The organism is Flavobacterium subsaxonicum WB 4.1-42 = DSM 21790 (genome assembly GCF_000422725.1).
In the GTDB taxonomy this organism is placed as follows: Bacteria; Bacteroidota; Bacteroidia; order Flavobacteriales; family Flavobacteriaceae; genus Flavobacterium; species Flavobacterium subsaxonicum.
In genome coordinates, this window is record NZ_KE383909.1 from 74122 (window position 1) to 95656 (window position 21535).

A 21535-nucleotide genomic window follows, 5' to 3' on the forward strand; every position below is an offset into this window, starting at 1 on the left:
TCTGAAAAAATATATAAAGCCAGTGTTACCTAATTGCAATACTTAAGTTACGGCCTAAAATTGGTTGAATTCTAAAAACCTGATCTTTAACGATATATACTGCAATGTAAATTTTGCTTTTAGCAGGCTGTACTGGGCGGTAAGCAACTGGTTTTTAGAGGCCGTAAACACCACAGCTTCAACCAGGCCGTTGGTGAATTTTACCTGCGTGGTGCGGAACGATTTTTCGGCGAAAGCCTGGGTGTCCTGCAATTTGGTTATTAGTGTGGCATTTTGCTGCTGTTTTGTGGTTTCCTGCTCTATGGCCTGGCGCAGTTTTAGTTTTTCCTGTTCGGTACTAACCTGGCTTTTTTGGTGCTCTATTTTGGCAAGCTGCACATCGCGGTGGGTTTTTAGCCCGTTAAAAATGGGTACAGACAGCTGCAATCCTACGTAGTGGTTTTTGTTGTCGTTAAGCTGTGTCCAGAATGGGTTAACCGTTGCGCCCGGCTGGTTAAGCGGCTGGTAGTAAAACGATGAGTACGAATAAAATGCCGACACCACCGGCAGGTAATTGTTTTTTTCTATGGTAACATTTTTTTGCAAAACGGCCTCGTTAAGCAAAGCCGATTTAATTTTAGGGCTGTTGCTAACCGCATTTTGGTAGATCGAAATATCCGAAAGGGGAGTGGCTTCAAGGTCGGCTAAGGCTTCGAGGACAATAGTATTGGGCGTAACATTGGTTACGTTGATGAGCTGTAGCAGCAGTAGTTTTTGGTTTTCTAAAAGCTGGGTGGTTTCCAGTATGTTGTTTTCTTCCTGGGCGTAGCTAACCTGCATATCATACAGGTCGCTTTTAGGCTTGCTGCCAATTTCTACTTCTTTTTGTATGCGGTTGAGGTTAAAAACGGCATTTTCAAACTGCGACTGTTGTATTTTAAGCAGCTCTTGTGTATATACGGCAGTAAAGTAGTTCTCTAACAGGGTTAAGGTATATTCGCTCTCGGCGGCTTCTTTATCGGCGCGGGCCCTTAGGGCGGCTATTTTATTGCGTCGGGCCTCGGTAAACGTATTAAAGTTAATAAGGTTCATGTTCGCATTAAGCGAAAAATTATCCGACTGTATTTTAGAACTTACCCTGCTGTTAGTGGCCGGGTCTATGGTAGAACCTATGCTGTAGCTGTGCGTGCCGCCAAAGCCAACGATAGGCAAATATTCTAAAGCAGCACTGCGATGGGTGGCCTCTGCACTTAAAATTTCGAGCTGGTTTATTTTAAAGTCCAGATTGTTTTGCAGGCCAAGCTCCAGGCATTTTTTAAACGTCCAAACCTCCTGCGCCAAGGCAGGGCAGGTAAGGAGTAAGAGGATACCTAATAGTTTTATAGCGTTCATTTTAGTAAATAGTTAGTAAGCCTGCGGAAGTTTGCGCACCCCCGCAGGCAATAAAAAATCAGGAAAACTCAAATAAATTAAATCAGGCTACTCGTACTTAAGGTATTTTAATACGTTAACCCTTGTGGCCTGGTACGCTTTAGATAACACCACAATTAGTGTTAAAACCATAAGCAGTATAAAGCCAATTATAAACGGCAGGGGCGATATGTTTATCCTAAAGGCAAAATTATCAAGCCACTTATCCAGCAGCATATAAGCCGGGAAAAGTGCTATAACAAAGCCAATAATACAAAACACAACGTACTGTTTAGAGAGCTCTTTAAGCAGGGTCTGGGTTTCTGCGCCAAGCGTTTTTCTAATGGCAATTTCTTTCATGCGGCGCTGTATGGAGTACGATGCCAGTGCAAACAAACCAAACAGGGCTATAATTATTACCACAAGGTTTAGCAGCGAGAACAGGTTGCGTTGTTTGGCATACCCCTCGTACGTACGGGCAAAGCGCTTGTCTACAAATTGATATTTAAACGGATAATCAGGGTCTACATTGGCTACCCAGTATTTTTCTATTTCGGGTAGTGCGGCCTGTAGTTCTTTAGGGTCGATATCGATAAAAATACTGTGCACATTTTGTATCATCCAGGGCACGGTTTTAAAGTGGAAAAATATCATGGGTGGTATATCCTGGTTTAGGCCCTTATTATGAAAGTCGGAGACCACGCCTACAATTTTTAATTTCTGGTCGTTCCACATCACTTCTTTTCCTATCGGGTCTTTTTCTTTTATCATCCTTACGGCAGTTTCGTTAAGCAATGCCGACTCGATAGTATCTGATGAAAATTTCTCTGAAAGATTACGTCCTTCCTTTATTTTAATCTTCATCATTTCAAGCAGGTTAAAGTCCAGCGCCATATTTTGGGGTTGCACAAAAACATCTTTATAGGTAAACCCGGAGGTGTTTATAGCCCCGCCACCAAAAGCAAACGACCCTGCCGATACCTGTTTTACGCCCTTAATTTTTAGCAGGCGATCTTTAGTTATGTAAAACTTTTGCATCAGTTTTTCTCTAAAGCCTTCCTGCTTATAATCATAGCCGTTATTATACTCTACATCTATAACCTGGCTGCCATTAAAACCAAGGTCTTTAGTGCTCATATAATCTACCTGTTGGTACACAATGTAAGAGCCTACAATAAAGAACGATGCTATGGCAAACTGCAATATAAGCATGCTATTGCGCAGCCACACGCCGCTTTTGCTGCGCCCAAAATTGCCCTTAAGCACTTTAAGGGTTTCGAAATTGCTAACGTATACGGCAGGAAATATACCTGCAATTACAACCACAATTACAAAAATAAGTACCAGTTGCAAGTAAAACTGGCTGCCGTGTATTACAAGCACTTTGTTTAAAAAGTTGTTATAATGCGGTAACGATAACTCTACAATTACAAGTGATAATAATATGGCAAAAAGGGTGGTTAAAACCGTTTCAAATACAAATTGTCTGATGATATTAGCTTTACTGGCACCCAGTATTTTACGTACGCCTACCTCTTTTGCACGTTTAATGGCGCTTGCCGTAGCCAGGTTTACGTAGTTAACAATAGAAAGAATGAGTATTAAAACCGATAGCGACACCATAATAATAAGAAATTGCAGGTTGCCGCGGCCCTCCGGGTTATCGTCTACCAGCGAGTGCAGGCGCAATGTTTTTAACGGCTCTAATATAACAAGGGTTTTTTCATATTTTTTTTCGTATTCCTGCGGGGTCATGCCGCTTTCTCTTGCCGATGGTATTGTGCGGTAATCAAAGTACAGCTTTTCCATTTTAGCTTTAACAATATCGGCATCCGCCGGATTTTTAAGTTTTAAAAAGAGGGCATAACTAAAGCTGCCCCAGCGCTCTTCGCTCTCTTTTAATTTGGCATCCATATCGTTTATTACTACAGCCGGCTCGTACGATGATCTTCCTTCTATGGCATAGATACACGTAATGGTATAGTACTTTTTATCGTAATACAACTGTTTGTTCAGGGGGTCTTCGTTACCAAACAATAGCTTTGCTGTGGGTTCAGATAGTGCCATGCCGGTATTATCGGCCAGTGCCGTGGCAGCATTGCCTTTAAGTATTTTGTACGGAAAAAAAGAAAAAAAGCTTTGCTGGGCACTCATAACCTTTTCTATAAGCTGCTTTTTATCTTTGTATTTAAAAACACCGTTATTGTACCAGCCATCGGTATAACAAAAGCTTTCTACTTCGGGTAGAGCGGTTGTTATACGCGGGCCCAACGCCGCGGTGCTGCTGCCCCAAATATTGCCTTCTCCAAAATTGGTAACGGTATAAAAAATGTTGTCTTTACCGGGGTTCCAGGCATTGTAAGACTGCTCGTCGTTCCAGTACAGTATGGCAAATATTAGCCCGGCTATGCCCATGCTTAGCCCCAAAACGTTTAGGGCGGTAAAGAACTTGTTGTTCTTGATTTGATATAAAAATATCCTGATCCAGTTTTTTAGCATGATGATGTAATTACGAGTTAGAAACTAAAACATCTACATTTCTGCTGTTGTGCTTTTCGGTAAGTACCATGCCGTCTTTCATAAAAATGGTTTTTTGAGAGAACGATGCATCGTAATCGCTGTGTGTAACCATAAGTATGGTAGCGCCATTCGCATGAAGGTCGGTTAACAGCTCCATAACCTCGTTGCCGTTTTTGCTGTCCAGGTTACCGGTGGGCTCATCGGCCAGGATAATTTTAGGGTCGTTTATAAGTGCCCTTGCCACGGCCACCCTTTGTTGCTGACCGCCCGATAGCTGCTGGGGGTAGTGCCTTAAACGGTGCGATATGGCCAGCCTTTCGGCAATAGCTTCTACTTTTTTCTTTCTTTCAGATGATGGTACGTTGTTGTAAATAAGCGGAAGCTCGATATTATCATACACCGAAAGCTCGTCGATAAGGTTAAAGTTCTGGAATACAAAGCCGATATTCTCTTTCCTTATTTTTGATTTTTCCGATTCGCTAAGGCCGTTAATTTCGCGGTCGAGCAATTTATAACTGCCCGACGAAACGTTATCCAACAGCCCTACAATATTAAGCAGTGTCGACTTACCGCAACCCGATGCCCCCATAATGGTTACAAACTCACCCTGCTTTATTTGCAGCGAAACTTCGTTAAGGGCTTTGGTTTCTATTTCTTCGGTACTAAAAACTTTAGAGAGGTTCTGGATGTTAATCATGGCTTTTTGATTTTTAATAACTGTTGTTTTTTGATTTGATTGATGATGATTGAACTCTGATGATGATGATTGAGCGTAAATTTAATTATTAATGTTTAGCACTTCGATAGATTTATAATCGGTGTAGGCCGATGTAATTATGCTGTCGCCGGGTTGTAGCCCGCTAACAACCTCGTAATACAAAGGGTTTTCGCGGCCCAGCTTAATATCTTTCCGCACGGCTTTGCCTCCCTTAGCAATAAATATCCACTTGCCCGATGTATCGGCATAAAAAGCCCCTTTAGACAGCACGGTAGATTTCTTTTTTTCTGATAGCGTTAAGCGCACCCCAAAGCTAAGGCCCTGTTTTAGGTCGGGTACTTTGCCATCGGTAAAATTAAGTTCGGCTATAAAGCGGCCGTTTTTAACTTCGGGTATCACCTTGGTAACGGCTACATTAATGTTCTCGCCATTGTATTCTATGTGGCCTTTTTGCCCTTCCGATATCTTTTCAAGATAATACTCGTCTACCTCGGCAAGCAGCTTGTAGCCCTTCATAACATCTATTTTACCAATACTTTCGCCCACGGTGTAGTTCTTGCCTAAAATAGGTTCGAACGATGATATCCTGCCGGCTAACGGCGCGGTAACTAAAAAGTTCTTTTTGTTGGTGCGCAGTATCTCCAGGCTTTTTTGCATAAACACTTTCGACTGGTTAATTTGCGATATCTGCACGGCATTGGCCTGTTTTTCTTTCTGGATGCTTTGCTGAATGATATTTTTACGCTCTTTCTGAAAACGGAAATTCTCTTTTGTCTTTTGCCATTCGTTGGCCGATAGTATTTCTTCCTTAAACAATTTCTCGTTAAGGTCGTACTGTGTTTTGGCATCCTGGTAGTCGTGCTCTATAGCCACCAGGTCTTTGGCAAGGTTAAGCTCTTGGTTGCGCAAATCGAGCTTGGCTTTATCCAGGTTGTTTACCTGTTCTATAATAGATGTTTCCTGCGTAACATAGCTCAACTCGGTGTTAGGGTTGTACAGGCGGGCAAGGGGCTGGCCTTTGGTAACCCTGTCGCCATTCTCAATAAATATTTCCTGGACAGATCCGCCCTCGGCAACGTTTATCAGCATCGAATTCAGCGGCTCCACTTTGGCCTGGAATACGATAAAGTCTTCAAAAAAAGCATCTTCCACCGGTCTAATTACAATTTCGCTGCGTTTAACATCAAGGCTGCGCTTTTTTGTGGCAGCGGCATATACGAAATAGCCCACTAATAAAAAAGCGGGCACTGCCACCAATAGGTACTTATTTTTTCTATTTTTACGAAGAACAACGGTGTCCATATTAACAAATTTGTAAGAGTATATAGCAATTTTGTGCCACAGTTTTAAAAATTGTAATTGGCTTAAAATCAGTGATTTTGCAGGGTGTTAAATTGCTAACTGTCCGGTTCTGAACACCTTTTGTACGATAATGAACAACCCATGAAAAAAACGAACGCCGCCATTTTAATTATAGACGACCAGGAAGACATTCTTTTTGCGTCGCGTATGGTTTTAAAAAAGCATTTCGAAACAATTTATACCCTAAATAACCCTAAAAATGTGGTTACGCTGCTTGCCGAAAACCAGATAGACGTTGTTTTACTGGATATGAATTACCGCATTGGGTTTGAAGATGGCCGCGAGGGCATTTATGTTTTAAAGGAAATAAAGGCGCTATCGCCACAAACGGCGGTTGTTTTAATGACGGCCTTTGGGCATGTGCAAACGGCGGTAGAGGGGCTTAAAAACGGCGCTGCCGATTATGTTTTAAAACCCTGGGATAACGAAAAACTGGTAGAGGTGGTTAAAACCGCCGTAGACCAAAGCCGCAAAAACAGGAAAACCGCAGCTAAGCAACCCCAGAACGATACCTTATTCATAGGCGAATCGGGTGCTATTAAGAGTGCGTATTCGCTGGCGCAAAAAGTGGCTAAAACCAATGCCAATGTGCTTATTTTGGGCGAAAACGGCACAGGCAAGTACGTAATGGCGCATTACATTCACCAACAGTCCAACCGCAGCGGCCAGCCGTTTGTGCATGTAGACCTGGGTTCGTTAAGCGATTCTATTTTTGAGAGCGAGCTTTTTGGCTATGCCAAAGGTGCCTTTACCGATGCCAAAGCCGATACCCCCGGCCGTTTTGAGCTGGCCAACAACGGCACCCTGTTTTTAGACGAAATTGGCAATGTGCCGCTGCACCTGCAGTCTAAACTGTTGCAGGTGTTGCAAAACAAAGCCGTTACAAGGCTGGGCGAGGGCAGGGCACGTCAGTTAGATGTGCGCATTATTACCGCCACCAACAGCAATTTGGTGCAGCAGGTAAGCCTTAAAAACTTTAGGGAAGATTTGTACTACCGTATTAACACGATGGAAATTACCTTGCCGCCATTGCGCGAACGCCGTGCCGATTTGCTGCCGCTTGCCCAATTTTTACTGGATAAGATGATAGATAAGTACGAGCGTACTGCTATAGTGTTTGATGATATGGCACTGCAAAATATACAGTTGCATGCCTGGAACGGCAACATTCGCGAGATGGAAAACCGTATAGAGCGTGCCGTTATTTTGTGTGAGGATAATGTTATTACGGTAGCCGACCTGAACCTTGAAACCATCACTAAGACAGAAGAACCTAACGACGACCTGCCATTATCTGAAATTGAAAAAAACTCGATAGAAAAGGCGCTTAATAAATACAATTTCAACATCAGTAAATCGGCCGAAGAGTTGGGGCTGTCGCGGGCTTCCTTGTACCGCAGGATGGAGAAATACGGTATAGAAAACAACTAAGCTTATGAAGGCCTTACAACTCTACCAGCAGCTTTTTATCAGGTTACTTTTAATACTCCTTGCCGTTGGAGGCAGTTTTTTACTGTACCAAAAAGCCCTGTACTACACCACTGTGTTTAGCCTTTTAGTGTTTGTTTTACTATTGGCAGAGCTGTTTAGTTTTGTACGCAGCACCTTTTTGTTTTACGATAAAACCATAAGCGCCATTTTAAACAACGACTTTTCGGCCGATTTCTCCAGGCACACATCATTAGAAAATTACAAGAGCCTGTTTAAACTCTACAACCATTTAAAGGTAAAGCAGGACGACCAGGTATCTAAAGACATGGTATACCGTTCTATTTTAAACAACATAGAAACCGGCGTGCTTATTTTAGAAAAAACAGAAACCGACTGGGATGTTTTTTTAATGAACGATTATTTTTCAGACCACTTCCAGACGCCCAAAGTATCAAAATGGGTGTACTTAAAAAAGCAGCTGCCATCGCTTTGCGAACTTATCGAAAGTAGAAATTTCGACGATCTTAAAACATCGGCACAAATAAGCATCGACGGACAGGACACCCAAACGTTTTTGCTGCAGGCCTCTAAAACCAAAACCTATAATAAAGAGTACTATATAGTGTTGCTCGACAGCATACAAAAGGTTATAGAAAAGAAAGAAAAAGATGCCTGGATAAACCTTATGAAGGTAATATCGCACGAGCTTTTAAATTCCATAACGCCCATACGCTCCCTCGCTCAAAACCTCGAAGACATTATGCAGCAGGATGCGTTGTCTAAAGACGACCTGGAGGACATTCGCCAAAGCGTATCGACCATGATAAACCGCAGCGACCACCTTCAAAACTTTATAGAAAGCTACCGCAAGCTGGCCATGCTGCCATCGCCCGATAAGCAAAAGACCGAACTGACCGACCTGTTAGATGGCGCGCTCAATATTATGGCACCGCTGTTTAAAAAAGCCAATATAACCGTTACAAACACCATTGCCATAAAACGCTGGCTAATGGTAGACCGGCTGCAAATGGAGCAGGTGCTTATTAACCTGTTAATTAACAGTATGTATGCGCTGCAAGATAAAGACCACAAACACATAGAAATTAGTGCCGAGGTTAAAAGCAACCGTGTTTTTATTAGCATTACAGATACCGGCAACGGCATAGAAAAAGAGATTGAAGATAAGATTTTCCTTCCGTTTTTTACCACCCGTAAAGAGGGGGCGGGCATTGGGCTAACGCTGTCTAAAAACATTGTAGAGGCACACGGGGGGTATCTTAGCTTTAAGTCTGCCGACAACACCACCAAATTTATAATTTGTTTGGTAGAGTAAGGGGCTTTATATGGCTACCTTTGCAGCTTCTTAAAAAGAGGAAGTTAGTTTATGAAGAAGGAGAGAAGCGCACCCGTTATAAAAAAGGCCAGTTTTAAAGAACGCATAAGCGCTTTAAGCAACCTGCCGGCATTTTTTAAACTGGTATGGCAAAGCAGCCCGCAAAAAACATTTTTTAGTTTCTTTTTCAGGATATTGCGCTCTGCCATGCCTGTTGCACTGCTGTATGTAGGCAAGCTTATTGTAGACCAGGTTATACTGCTAAGCACCAATCCGGCAGGGGCCGATACTACATATTTATGGGAGCTTGTGGCCCTGGAGTTTGGCCTTGCCATAATTACCGATGCCCTAAACCGGGTTACCAACCTTTTAGACGGGCTGCTGGGCGATAGTTTTTCTAACTACACATCGGTCAAGATAATGGAGCATGCCGCCACGCTCGACCTCGAACAATCTGAAGATTCAGAATTTTATGATAAGCTCGAAAGGGCACGCCAGCAAACACTGGGGCGCACCATGCTGCTGTCGCAAATAATGGGGCAAATGCAAGACCTTATCTCTATGGTATTTTTGGTAACGGGCTTACTGGCGTTTAACCCGTGGCTTATCGTGCTTTTAATACTTACCATTTTACCCTCGTTTTTAGGCGAATCGTATTTTAACAGCCAGAACTATTCGCTTACGCGAAGCCAGACACCCGAACGCCGCGAACTGGATTATTTGCGCTACCTGGGTGCGAGCGATGAAACCGCCAAAGAAGTTAAGATATTTAACCTGGCCGATTTTATAATAGGCAGGTTTAAACGATTATCCGACCAGTTTTATAAAGATAACAGCAAGCTTGCCGTTAAACGGTCGTTATGGGGTACGTTTTTTTCTATGCTGGGCAGTACGGGCTACTATGCCGCCTACGTATTTATAATTATGAAAACCATTAGCGGTACGCTTACCGTGGGCGACCTTACGTTTCTTGCAGGGTCGTTCAGGCAACTGCGAACGTTAACCGAGGGTATACTGCTGCGCTTTACCACCATATCGCAGGGGGCAATTTACTTAGACGATTTTTTAGATTTCTTCCAGATACAGCCGGCCATCGTGGTGCCGCAAAACCCGATACCGTTCCCTAACCCCATACAGCAGGGTTTTACGTTTGAGAATGTGGGCTTTAAATACCGCCATGCCCAAAGCTGGGCCAACCGCTACCTTAACTTTACGCTGCACCCCGGCGAAACGCTGGCTTTAGTGGGCGAGAACGGTGCCGGTAAAACCACCCTTGTAAAACTGCTGGCCCGTTTATACGAACCTACCGAAGGCCGTATTTTGCTTGATGGAATCGACCTAAAAGAATACGATCCCGAAGACCTGCGCCTTAACCTGGGGGTTATTTTTCAGGATTACTTAAGGTACCAGATGTCGCTTTCCAACAATATTGCCGTGGGCAATATTAGCGAGCAGGATAATGAGGAACTTATTAAAAGGGCGGCACAGGGCAGTATGGCCGATATACTGGCCGAAAAACTGGCCGGCCGATACGACCAGGCCCTTGGCAAGCGTTTTAATAATGGTGTGGAATTATCCGGTGGCGAGTGGCAAAAGGTGGCCCTTGCCCGTATTTATATGAAAGATGCACAGGTACTTATTTTAGATGAGCCTACCGCAGCCCTGGATGCCCGCGCCGAGTATGAGGTGTTCCAACGCTTTGCGCACATGACCGAGGGTAAATCGGCCGTATTGATATCGCACCGCTTTAGCACCGCACGCCTGGCCGACAGGATATTGGTGTTAGAAAAAGGCCAGTTGTTAGAAATTGGCACCCACGAAGAACTGCTTGCCATGCACGGCCGCTACGCCGAACTGTTTAACCTGCAGGCCAGCGGCTACAAGTAGAGGTTGCTGTTAATTCACTATTTAGTAATAGCTTATTAATACACCTTTTTTATAAGGGGCTTAAGTTTGCCGCGTCTTGCAAATGGCAAATTTTGCTTGCTTATAACTATAATGAGCCTTAAATTACTTGTTCCCCTTTTTATAATAATGGCAGCGGCGTTGCTGCCCAATGCGCTGCAATCTGGCGGTAACGATTATTACCAGGACGAGTTTCGCCCTATAATCAGTGCTAATGTAAATAACCTGTCTGAGCAGATAAACATGCTTGACGATGTGGCTGCCGCTTACGCAAAAGGCACGCAGGATATAAAACAGCTAAAAGCGCAGCTTACCACAACCCGTAAGGCATTTAAAGCCAGCGAGGCCGTTTTAGAATATTACTACCCCCGGCATGTAAAGGCCTATATAAACGGGCCGCCGTTAAACCACCTGGACCCCTATCCTGTAAAGGAAGAGTACAAAAAGCAGGGCTACAATGTGGTATCTCCACAGGAATACAGCAAAAACATAACCCTCGACTATTTAGATACCGACCATTACCGTGGCGAACGCCGTGTAATAGCCCCCGTGGGCCTACAGGCGTTGGATGAGCTGGTATTTTCAGACGAGGCAGCACAATCTAAACAGCACATACAGGAGCTGGCGGCACAATTGCAGGAGAACTTCATCGCGATAGCATTGGCCATAGACAAGCGCAACTTTTTCTACGATTTTGAGATCGTGGAGGCCGCGCGGTTAGAACTGATCCGTATCCTTTCTATGGGCATAACCGGATTTGATTCTCCCGGATCTTTAAACGCCATGCAGGAGGCTGCCGCTGCCATAAACGGGGTGCAGCAAATTGTAACGCCACTTTTAGGCAAACTGGATGCAAAGTCGAAGTCCGAAAGTGAAATATTACTGTTAAATTCGGTGGCTTATTTAAAAAAGCACGACAATTTTGAGGCCTTCGACAGGCTTGTTTTTTTAACGGAATACCTTAACCCATTATACAAAAAGTTGCAGGAGGTGCAGCAGGCGTTGCATTTGCAGTCGTCTGCCGAAAGGTGGGGCAAAGTACCCTCGTGGAATGCCAACAACACCAATATTTTTGGCGAAGACCTGCTTAACCCATACTATTACAGCCTGTTAAAGAAAGAAGATGATAGCGAAACCCTGCGCCAACTGGGCAAACAGCTTTTTTATGATACATCGCTAAGCCAAACAGGCACAATGAGTTGCGCCAGCTGCCATAACCCCGAACTGGCCTTTACCGATGGCAAACCAAAATCTACCGCCAGTGCCGAAGGGATGACAGTGCTAAGGAATTCGCCTACCTTGATTAATGCAGTATTTTCTGATAGGTATTTCTACGACTTAAGGGCATACGACCTTGAAGATCAGGCTAAACACGTTATAGAGAATCACTTGGAGTTTAATACCAGCTTTGTAAAGCTTCAGGATAAATTAAATGCCGATGCTGCATATAAAGCGCTGTTTAAGAGCGCTTTTGGTAAAGAGGGGGCTATAAGCAGGTACCAATTCTCGGCGGCATTGTCATCGTATATTATATCGCTGCGGTCGTTCAATTCCGAATTTGACCGATATGTACAGGGCAAGGCTAAAACGCTGTCGCCCAAGGTAAAACAGGGGTTTAACCTGTTTATGGGCAAGGCGGCCTGTGCCACCTGCCACTATGCACCGTTGTTTAGCGGGCTCGTACCACCGCTATTTACAGAGAACGAAAGCGAAGTACTTGGGGTACTGCAAAGTCCTGATAACATGATTGTTGATACTGATGGCGGCCGCATTAAGAACGGCATTTTAGAAGATAGCGAAGAAATTTACCGCGGTTCGTTTAAAACTATGACGGTGCGCAACGCCAAACTTACGGCGCCGTACTTTCATAACGGGGCATATAACACACTGCAACAGGTAGTTGATTTTTATAATAAAGGTGGGGCGGCAGGCGTAGGCCTTGATTATGAGGTGCCTAATCAAACGCTGCCGCCGGATGCGTTAAACCTCAGCAAAAAAGAAACCGAGGCCCTGATAGCCTTTATGGAGGCCCTGACGGATAATCCCGGTGCTAAAAAATAAGAGAGTAGTTTTTTTATATATGTTAGTTTTTTACAATTGTCCCGCCACCTTTGGCGGGACTTTTTTATTGTGTAATGTTTTGGTTTATAATTGTTATTGTTAATGATGTATTGAATTATACCTACAAGGTCTTCGAGACCTTGCAGGAGATTAGCGGTATGTAAGTTGGTCAACCCAACCTGCAAGGTTTTTAGAACCTTGTAGGTTTAAATAATACTAAACAATAAAAAAATATACTTGCTTCAAAACAAAGCAATTACTACAGCGCACAACTACATTTCGAAATGTTTTTATCTGCCTCAACGCTCAAAAACCGGTTTTGTGTTAAGCCGTTATGCTGCCTTATTTAACATTGCGGGCTGCTTAAAGAAAAGGTTATAATTATATTAATTATGACTTTGCCTCTGTACCATTCAATAAAAAAGCAAAAAAACTGACTATTTTTTAATGCTAACTACATCTTGCTTGCAGTATCTCTAATTTATTATGATATGGGTTTTTTCTTACGGATATCATTCACCGGTTTCGCAGCTGATTTTAAGGCTAATATTCACTTTAGCTTAAAGTAAACTTAAATTTTTAGGGGGCATGTTAAAGAATGCCGCTGCTATTTTTGCGGCTCAAATACATTTACTAACTAATAATTTTTACATGCCTAAAATGAAAAAAAACTTACTCTTCCTGAGTTTGTTGGTTTCTCTTTGTTGTGGTTTTAGCGGCAGCGCCCAAACCATTCCCGGAGATTCCATCGTTCATGGACCCATGTTAAGCCCCGTGTACAACAACAAAGTACGGGTATGGGTACTAACAAAAAACAATACCGGCTCTGGTGCAGCGCTCAGTATTTCGCTTACCGGCAGCAACACACCCGGTACAGCCTTAACCGGCACCGTATTTAATTCAGACGACCGCTTGGGCTACAGCCTGCGTTCGTACGAGTATACGGGCCTTACAGCCGGAGAAACCTACACGGCCAATGTGTTGGTTAACGGTACGCCATCGGGCCGTACCTCTGTTATCAAAAACGAAAACGACATTGTAGATGACTTTACGTTTTTATCGGGCGGATGCGGAAGGATCTACGATCTTTCGCGCTGTATGGACATTCCGGAATCGGCATTTCACGTAAATGGCGACCCGGAGATTTTTAATGTAATGGCACAGGAAGAAAGCGACCTTATGGTTTGGCTGGGCGATGCTGTGTACCTTTTAGGTTTAGAGCACGCCATGGGGCAATGCCTTGACGGCCAGGACGACTGGGCCAACAAAGACATGGCTTTTGACCGTTACATGTTTTTCAGGCAGTTTCACGACAGCCTTACAATGGCCATGCCGCAGCTGGCTATTACAGACAACCACGACACGGGGCCAAACGAGTTTAACAAAAACATGCCAACCCTGGGGCAAATGCGCGAAATATTTATGGATTGGTGGCCTAATCCGGAATATAAAAGCACACCCGAAGGGCAGGGGCTTTACTCATCGTACGTTTATAAAGATGTTGAGTACTTTTTATTAGACAACCGCAGCTACCGCGATGGTACCCAGCAACATTTGGGTCCCGATCAGTTTGCGTGGCTTAAAACGGGCTTATTAAACTCTACCGCTGCTTTTAAGGTGCTTGTAAACGGTACGCCGTCTTTTGAGCGCGATTGTGGTGGACGTAACTTTTGTAACACAGCCCAGTCAGACGAGCTTATAGAGTACATTAAAACCAATAACATTAATGGTGTAGTATCGTTTAGTGCCGATATCCATGAGCAAAAGTTCATGATTCGCGAAGGCGATGTAAAATACCCGTTGTACGATGTGCTTTCGGGTAACCTGAATTCTGATATTGGTAACGGTATCATCAACGTAAATTACAACAGCGATTACCTGCTAACCGGTATGAAACAAACCTATCTTAAGGTAGATGTTTATGGCGATGTAGATGACCGCAGAATGAAAGTACAGTATGTGGGCCTTAACGGCGAGCCTTTCTTTGAGACTATTATTCATGAAGACATGCTTACCAGCCAGAATGCCGATGCCCTTAAACTTTCTTTGGGTATGGATAATGCGCTTACCGATGCATCTGCCTACAACCACACCCTAACTGCTACAGGCCAGGCCTATGCGGCCGACAGGGATGGTGTTGCCAACGGCGCACTACAATTTACAGCCGGTACCGATGTGCATTTGGCATCGGCTAACGAGCTGGACCTGCACGACAGGCCTTTTAGCTTTGTATTTTGGGTTAACCCAAGCGAAATTCCGGCCAACGGTGCCACTATTTTATCTAATGGTGCAGCAGGCGCAGGTGTTTCTATGGGCATAGATGCCAACGGCAAGCTAACGTTTACCAACCATGCTACCAACGTAACCTACACAAGCCAGTACAGTTTATTGGCCAACACATGGTCTCACATTACATGGAAATACGATAACGTAAGAAGAAAACTATCGCTTTACTACAATGGTTTCCTTATACAGAGTTTTGCGCAGGTGGTACCACCAACGGTATCTGAAGCCGATGTAAGGCTGGGTAACAACTTCCAGAATAAAAAATTCCTTGGATTGTTAGACAACGTAGTATTGTACGGCAGGCTGATATCTGACGAGCAAATTATGCTTGACGCTGATATTGAGTCGGCTCGTGGCGAGGTGCTAAAGGTTTCAGGATCGTCTCAAATGGCAATACCGGGCACAGTAACCAATGATGCCCTTAGCGATAGCTTTACCATAGAATTTTGGGGTAAACTTAATGCCGATCCGGGTAATAACTTTAAGCTGCTTGCCAGCAACGGCAGGGTGAACAACTTAAGTACAGGTATCTCTTTTGAGTTTCCTGACGATAATAAGCTTAATGTAGTTGTAGGTAACAACGGCTCAGGCTGGAACTCAATTTCCGGTCAGGGTGCAGTGTGGAACATAGGCGAGTGGAACCATGTGGCTTTATCGGCTACTAAAAACGGTACCATGAAGTATTATGTAAACGGTGCGCTTGTGGCAGAGGCTAACTTTGGCCAGTACATACCTAACTCATGGGGCTTAGGTTTGGGCAATAGCCCGTATTACCCTAACACGGGCACACAGGCTGATCTTGATGAGGTTCGTATCTGGGATACTGCCTTAACGGTAGAACAGATAAGGGAGCACATGCATTACTCTTTACAAGGCGATGAGGATAACCTTGCAGTATATTACACCTTTAATACTGATGAGGAGACACCTACAGCCATAACCGGCCAGGGCTCTTTAGGTACAAATGTTACCTTGAACGGTGGTACGCTGTCTACAGCAACATCGCCGGTAGGTAATATAGAAGTTGAATACCAGGATGTTGTAAGCGGTAAATGGAGTAAAAACAATACCGTAAACAATGGCGGCCTTAGCCTGCCCGATGCTATTACCAACTACAGCAGTAATGTTATTATTGGTAAAAATATCGAGACTGTTCTTGCACCGGTACCGGGCAATGAGGAAATGTTTTACTCAACCGGAGGCTGGAGGATAGACCCTGTTAACCAGCCGTTTGCTACCTTAAAGGTAAATCTTGCTGAGGCGTTAACCCAGTTAGATTCTATTAACGATATGGCAAGCCAGTATTACCTGCTAAAACAGGTAAGCGAAACAGAGTTTACCGAGGTATCTGAAGGTAGTTATGATGGTCAGAATGTTACATTCTACAACGCTAACCTAACCGATGGTATTTACTTTATTGGCTGGACCAACGGCGAATTTACAGCAGGCCGTGGCGGTGCTTTATCGCTAACGGGCAACCACGATGTAAAAATTCCGTATGCGGTACTTAACCCAATTGTAAGCAACAACTTTACGGTAGAATTCTGGGTAAACGTAACGCAGGACCCTGGTACTAACGATAAGCTTATATCCAATCACGGTAAAATAAACGGTAACTCTACCGGTTTTGCCATTGAAATTCCGGATAACAATACGTTCTCTGTAGCCTTTGGTACCAACACCGCGGCGTGGAACAGTATTAACTCGGGTACGCCATTAACCATAGGCGAATGGAACCACGTAGCTATTACTGCAGCGCCGGGCGATGCTATTAAACTATACGTTAACGGAGAGCTTAAGGCATCTAACGCTTATGCGGCTTATGTTGCCAATACCAACTGGGATTTTGCCCTTGGTAAGAGTATTAACTACGGCGGGCAAACGTTCTCTATCATGGATGAATTCCGCATCTGGGACCGTGTAAAAACACAGGCCGAGATTAAGGAGCAAATGCATGCTATAGTTCAGGCAGATGATGAGCATCTTAAATACAACTTTACTTTTGACCAGGAAAATAACGGTGCATTAGAAAATACAGGCACGGTAGCCGGCACAATTGCCTACACCAATGCCCAGATTATAGATGCTACCAGCCCGGTTGCCGAGGTTAATACAGATTTCCCCGACCAGATGGCGGGTAACTGGAGTATTGCCAACGAACCTACCAACGGTTTATATCTTAAAAACGAGATTAACAGCTTTATAGAGAACGCGGTTATTAGCCGTGAACTTAACAGCGAGATCTTGGACCTTGGTACAAGCACAGATACATCATATGTAGCAGGTGGCTGGCATATAAATGCCCTTGGCATAGAGACCGCTACGGTACAAATAGACCTTGAAACGGTTTTTGAAAACCCGGAACAAACCAATGCTTTAGTAGAGAACTACTTACTTATTAAAGGCGACCCGCTAAGCAGCTACGAGATTGTTGCTACAGGTGTTGCTGATGGTTTAAAAGTAGATTTTAATGATATAGCTTTAGACCTTGGTAACTATTACCTTGCCTTTACTACCGATGTTGACGATGTTATTGCGCAACAGGGTGGTGCTATAGATTTAGAAAACAACCACGAAGTGTACCTACCTAAAGAAGGTGTAAATGCAGCCCTTTCGGGAGAGTTTACAGTAGAAATGTGGGGCCGTTTAACCCAAACTGCCGGTGCCAACACCAAGCTTGTAGGCTTTACAAGCTTTAGCGGTGGTAACTTTGGCTGGGAAATGGAGTTTCTTGGCAACCAGACGCTTCAAACCATTACAGGTAAAGGATCGGCCGGTGGCTGGAACTCTTTAAACTCTGATGTGGTTTGGAATTTGAACGAGTGGAACCACACTGCCGTTACGTTTACACCAAACGGCGAGTTTAAATTTTATGTAAACGGCGAGCTGGTAGACAGTATGCCGGTAACAACATTCTTTCCGTGTGCCAACGACCTTGCTTTTGGTAAAAACATTGCCAACGGTGCAGCCACAAAGAGTAATATAGACGAGTTCCGTATCTGGACAAAAGCCAAAACGGTAGAAGAAATTCGCGAGGATATGTACTTAACCATTACAGAGCCAACCGAAGACCTTGCCTATAACTATACCTTTAACCAGGACAACAGCGGTTACCTTGTTAACAGCGGATCACAAGTGGTAGAGGTGCCTTATACCAATGCCTCTATAATACCGGCTACAGGCCCAATACGTAATGTACAGGCGCCTTTCCGTAATAAAGTTGCGGGTAACTGGAGTGTTAAGAACGATAATAGGAATGGTATGTACCTTGCCGAAGATATTGCCAGTCTTGAAAATAACGTGGTTATTGGCAGGGAAACCGGCAGCGAGATACTTCCGCTATCGGGCACGGCAGAAAACGATACGCTATACCTTAATGCCCGCTGGAAATTTGAGTCGCTTTACGTTGCCAACGGCAGCCCTAAAGTAGACCTTACCAAGGTGTTTGCTAACCTTAATGATGTTAACGTGCTTGCCAATAACTATTTTCTAATTACAGGAAACCCGGCAGCCGATTACACCATTGTGGCACAGGGTACTAAGTCTAACAACATTGTAACCTTCCCGCAAATAGCGCTTAACGATACGCCGGTTTACCTGGCATGGATTAGCGATACCAACTATCCGGTAGGAACATTCCCTATTGCAGAGCAGAGCTTATGGAAATACAACGACACAGGCGTAGCGCTTGCTGCCGACTGGAAAACCAATGCTTATGATGATTCTGCATGGGATTTTGGTAACGGTATACTTGGATATGGCGACGGTGTGGAAAGCACAACGCTAAACTTTGGTACCGATGCGCAAAACAAATATCCAACCTATTACTTAAGGCATACGTTTAACGTAGAAAATGCCGCACAGTACGGGTCGCTTATATTTGATGTATTGAGGGATGATGGTGTGGTAGTATATGTAAACGGTACAGAGGCGTTCAGGATGAACATGCCAACCGGCGATATTGCTTACAACACGTATGCATCTTCTACTGTAGGCGATGCCGACGAGAGTACGTTCTTCCAGGCAATAACAGCCAACCTTTTACAGGATGGCGAAAATGTAATTGCAGTAGAGCTTCACCAGGCAACCGCCAGTAGCTCCGACCTTGGTTTTGATATGAAGGTAGGCTTTAACTATCCGCCATTGGCTGCATCGGCCTATCCAATGCCAAAAGATTCAGAATGGTATTACCTTGATAACGGTACAAGCCTTGACGCTGTAGAGTGGACAGCTTCTACCTACAATACCGAAGCATGGATGTCTGACGTTGCACCGTTTGGTTACGGCGACCCTGTAGCCACTACAGTATCGTTCGGACCCGATTCGGCCAACAAATACATCACTACGTATTTTAGCAGGGATATTAACATTACCCTTGCCGATGTTGCCGATATGGTAGAATTCGGACTAAAACGCGATGATGGTGCCGTAGTTTATGTAAACGGTAACGAGGTGTTTAGAGAAAACATGCCAACAGGCAACTTTGATTACCTTACACATTCTACATCAACGGTTGATGGTGCCGATGAGAACAGGTATTTTGTACACCAGCTTCCTAAAACAATTTTCCAGGAAGGCATCAACAGGGTATCGGTAGAGATACACAACCGCGATGCATCAAGTTCAGACAGTAAGTTTGATATGTACATTAAAGATGCAGTAGACCTTACTGTACCGTGCGATGCACCGCATATTGCATGCTTTACATCCATCAACCCAACAGGGCAAACCGCTAACCTTATCATCCCGCAGGAACACCGTTTCCAGATGATCTATAAAGAGGGTAGTGCTTATACCGATGGTTCGGGCAACGTGCCGGGCAACCACGATTATACGGCTTATGTGCCAATTAGCGGCAGCAGCACCCAGGGGCACCTTTCGGTTAACCACGAAAACAACCCGGGCGGCGTGTCTATGTTAGATCTTCATTTAGATACTACCAACGACCTTTGGACCGTAGATGTTTCTAAAAGGGTAGATATGTACAATACAGATCTGGTAACTACTAACAGAAACTGTTCCGGAGGTACTACACCGTGGGGCACCATTGTAACATCTGAAGAGGCTACAGATGCCGGAGATGTTAACGGCGATGGCTACCAGGATGTGGGCTGGTTGGTAGAAATAGACCCAACAACCGCAATGGTTAAAGAGCATGGCAATGGCAAACAGGAAAAACTGTGGGCTATGGGCCGTATGAACCACGAAAACGTAGTGGTTAAAGCCGATGGTACCGCCGCTTACTATGGCGAAGACGGTAACACACATTGTGTTTACAAATTTGTACCTACAACACCGGGCCAGTTATATTCGGGTGCTGTGTATGTGCTAAAATTAGACCTGGCTTTATCGTCAGACGAGCCAAGCTCTTCTACCGCTACATGGGTACAGGTGCCTAACACCACGCAGGCCGACCGTAACAACCTTAACCTTGTTGCAGCTACCCTTGGCGGTACCAACTTTAACGGGGTAGAAGATTGCGAGATTAGCCCGTTAGACGGAAAGGTATACTTTACCTCTAAAGGCAAGAACCGTATTTACAGGTTTAAAGATAACGGTACAACGGTATCAGAATTTGAAACCTTTGCAGGAGGCATGTCGTACCCGTTAACTACAGCTACAGGTACCGTTACTGAGCCTTGGAGCGATGGTAACGATAACCTTGTGTTTGATGATAAGGGTAACCTTTGGGTATGCCAGGATGGTGGCCTTATGTACATCTGGGTAATTAAGCCAGACCATAGGCAGGATAACCCTAACGTGCATTTATTTGGTTCTATGCCGGCAGGGTCTGAGCCTACGGGCTTAACCTTTACGCCCGATTATAAGTATGGTTTCTTCTCGGTACAGCACCCTAACGGCAGTAACACGCCGCAAACAGATGCTACACTTGGGCAGGTTAACTTTAATGCATCGGCATCGGTAGTATTCTCGTTAAACCAGTTCTTAGGTATACAGGAGCCGGTGGCCGATTTTGTTGCCAACGATGTTATTGTAACCGAAGGGCAAACCGTAACCTTTACCGATTTAAGTACGCACAACCCAACCGCTTGGCAGTGGACGTTTGAAGGTGGTACACCGGCAACGTCTACAGAGGCTGCCCCGGTGGTTACGTATCCAGCGGCAGGTGTTTATGATGTTAAACTAATTACATCTAACGCGGCGGGTAGCAGCGAAGAGGTGCTGAAAGCCGAATATATTTTGGTTGAAGAGCCTCTTAGTACCAACAACCCGGCAGCGTTAGGCAACGTAAGTTTGTATCCTAACCCAACAACCGGTAAAGTTACCATAGAGCTTAATGGTGCTGTGGCAGGTAAAAAAGTAGCTGTTGAGGTGTACGATCTTCTTGGAAGAAAAGTAACTTCTCTGGACAACCTTACCACCATTGGCGCAGGCCAGAAAATAGAATTAGACCTTTCTGCATTTTCGGGCGAGCAGGTATTTATCATCCAGCTTCATGTTGGCGATGCTACCGGCAGCTACAAATTGCTAAAAGTAAAATAAGTTTTTGGTTAAATAATGTTAGGAGG

General features: G+C 44.4%; 9 protein-coding genes. 5 read left to right on the forward strand and 4 right to left on the reverse strand.

Translation table 11 applies throughout. From position 1 onward, the window contains the following. Window positions 1-54: 54 nt before the first annotated feature. The 4 genes from G509_RS0110875 to G509_RS0110890 form a co-directional block, all read right to left on the reverse strand. Entirely contained in the window at window positions 55-1371 is a 1317-nt protein-coding gene (locus G509_RS0110875) for a TolC family protein (RefSeq protein WP_026991570.1), read from the reverse strand. A gap of 87 nt (window positions 1372-1458) precedes the next feature. Further along, window positions 1459-3888 carry an ABC transporter permease gene (locus G509_RS0110880; RefSeq protein ID WP_026991571.1) on the reverse strand — a complete coding sequence of 810 codons (2430 nt, stop codon included), beginning with the start codon at window positions 3886-3888 and terminating at the stop codon, window positions 1459-1461. A 10-nt stretch (window positions 3889-3898) separates the two neighbouring features. Next, entirely contained in the window at window positions 3899-4606 is a 708-nt protein-coding gene (locus tag G509_RS0110885; protein ID WP_026991572.1) for an ABC transporter ATP-binding protein, read from the reverse strand. Window positions 4607-4687: 81 nt separating this feature from the next. Then, window positions 4688-5929 (reverse strand): efflux RND transporter periplasmic adaptor subunit, encoded by a 1242-nt coding sequence (locus G509_RS0110890; protein ID WP_117590901.1) that lies wholly within the window; start codon window positions 5927-5929, stop codon window positions 4688-4690. Between the two features lie 141 nt (window positions 5930-6070). On the opposite strand from G509_RS0110890, the gene G509_RS0110895 reads away from it, so the two are divergent. The 5 genes from G509_RS0110895 (at window position 6071) to G509_RS21870 (ending at window position 21509) form a co-directional block, all read left to right on the forward strand. Beyond that, entirely contained in the window at window positions 6071-7420 is a 1350-nt protein-coding gene (locus tag G509_RS0110895; protein ID WP_026991574.1) for a sigma-54-dependent transcriptional regulator, read from the forward strand. A 4-nt stretch (window positions 7421-7424) separates the two neighbouring features. Further along, entirely contained in the window at window positions 7425-8753 is a 1329-nt protein-coding gene (locus G509_RS0110900) for a sensor histidine kinase (RefSeq protein ID WP_026991575.1), read from the forward strand. A gap of 51 nt (window positions 8754-8804) precedes the next feature. Next, on the forward strand, window positions 8805-10640 hold the full coding sequence (locus tag G509_RS0110905; protein ID WP_026991576.1) for an ABC transporter ATP-binding protein: 1836 nt from the start codon (window positions 8805-8807) through the stop codon (window positions 10638-10640). Between the two features lie 111 nt (window positions 10641-10751). After that, window positions 10752-12719: a cytochrome-c peroxidase gene (locus G509_RS21865; RefSeq protein ID WP_051200127.1), complete on the forward strand. Its 1968-nt coding sequence runs from the start codon at window positions 10752-10754 to the stop codon at window positions 12717-12719. Between the two features lie 660 nt (window positions 12720-13379). After that, window positions 13380-21509, forward strand: coding sequence for a LamG-like jellyroll fold domain-containing protein (locus G509_RS21870; protein WP_161627178.1), 8130 nt, complete (start codon window positions 13380-13382; stop codon window positions 21507-21509). Window positions 21510-21535: the final 26 nt, after the last annotated feature.

Bases quoted from the DNA above. Each gene is read 5' to 3' on its own strand.
- G509_RS21865 (WP_051200127.1), top strand. From the start codon at position 10,752: ATGAGCCTTAAATTACTTGTTCCCCTTTTTATAATAATGGCAGCGGCG.
- G509_RS0110885 (WP_026991572.1), bottom strand. From the start codon at position 4,606: ATGATTAACATCCAGAACCTCTCTAAAGTTTTTAGTACCGAAGAAATA.
- G509_RS0110890 (WP_117590901.1), bottom strand. From the start codon at position 5,929: ATGGACACCGTTGTTCTTCGTAAAAATAGAAAAAATAAGTACCTATTG.
- G509_RS0110875 (WP_026991570.1), bottom strand. From the start codon at position 1,371: ATGAACGCTATAAAACTATTAGGTATCCTCTTACTCCTTACCTGCCCT.
- G509_RS0110880 (WP_026991571.1), bottom strand. From the start codon at position 3,888: ATGCTAAAAAACTGGATCAGGATATTTTTATATCAAATCAAGAACAAC.
- G509_RS21870 (WP_161627178.1), top strand. From the start codon at position 13,380: ATGAAAAAAAACTTACTCTTCCTGAGTTTGTTGGTTTCTCTTTGTTGT.
- G509_RS0110895 (WP_026991574.1), top strand. From the start codon at position 6,071: ATGAAAAAAACGAACGCCGCCATTTTAATTATAGACGACCAGGAAGAC.
- G509_RS0110900 (WP_026991575.1), top strand. From the start codon at position 7,425: ATGAAGGCCTTACAACTCTACCAGCAGCTTTTTATCAGGTTACTTTTA.
- G509_RS0110905 (WP_026991576.1), top strand. From the start codon at position 8,805: ATGAAGAAGGAGAGAAGCGCACCCGTTATAAAAAAGGCCAGTTTTAAA.